This is a genomic window from Variovorax sp. KBW07, assembly GCF_003852515.1.
Classification (GTDB): domain Bacteria; phylum Pseudomonadota; class Gammaproteobacteria; order Burkholderiales; family Burkholderiaceae_C; genus Variovorax.
The window spans coordinates 1-569 of the sequence record NZ_QAJK01000289.1; the positions used below are offsets into that span (position 1 = coordinate 1).

1 rRNA gene is annotated in these 569 nt (G+C 44.5%); it reads right to left on the reverse strand.

Annotated features, from left to right (window positions below):
* Positions 1–569: ribosomal RNA gene (locus tag DBV14_RS33695) — 23S ribosomal RNA — on the reverse strand; the annotation flags it as partial.

Genomic DNA, 569 nt, shown 5'->3' on the forward strand with positions numbered 1-569 from the left:
TCAACTGCTGTTCACATGGAACCCTTCTCCACTTCAGTCTTCAAGGATCTCACTTGAATAATTGCTACTACTACCAAGATCTGTACCCGTGACCGCTCCACTCTGACTTACGCCAGTAGCTTCTTAGCAACCACGGCACCCTCCTACACGATACCGCTTACTCGTTCAATACAAACTTGCGATATCGATCCGGTATAGGTCCCACGCTACAGCGCCATCCATTTTCAGGGCTGGTTGATTCGGCAGGTGAGTTGTTACACACTCCTTAGCGGATGACGACTTCCATGTCCACCGTCCTGCTGTCTTTATCAACCAACACCTTTTGTGGTTTCTCATGAGCGTGATGTTAGGCACCTTAACCAGATGTTTGGTTCATCCCACATCGCCAGTTCTGCTTACCAAAAATGGCCCACTAGACATTTGTATTCAATGCACATCTTCAATAAAGAAAGACGCACATCGAACCCATTTAAAGTTTGAGAATAAGTTGAGAACATTTCGTCCCCAATACTTCTAATCATTCGCTTTACCAGGTAAAACTACAACAACAAATGTCAGCTATTTTTTTT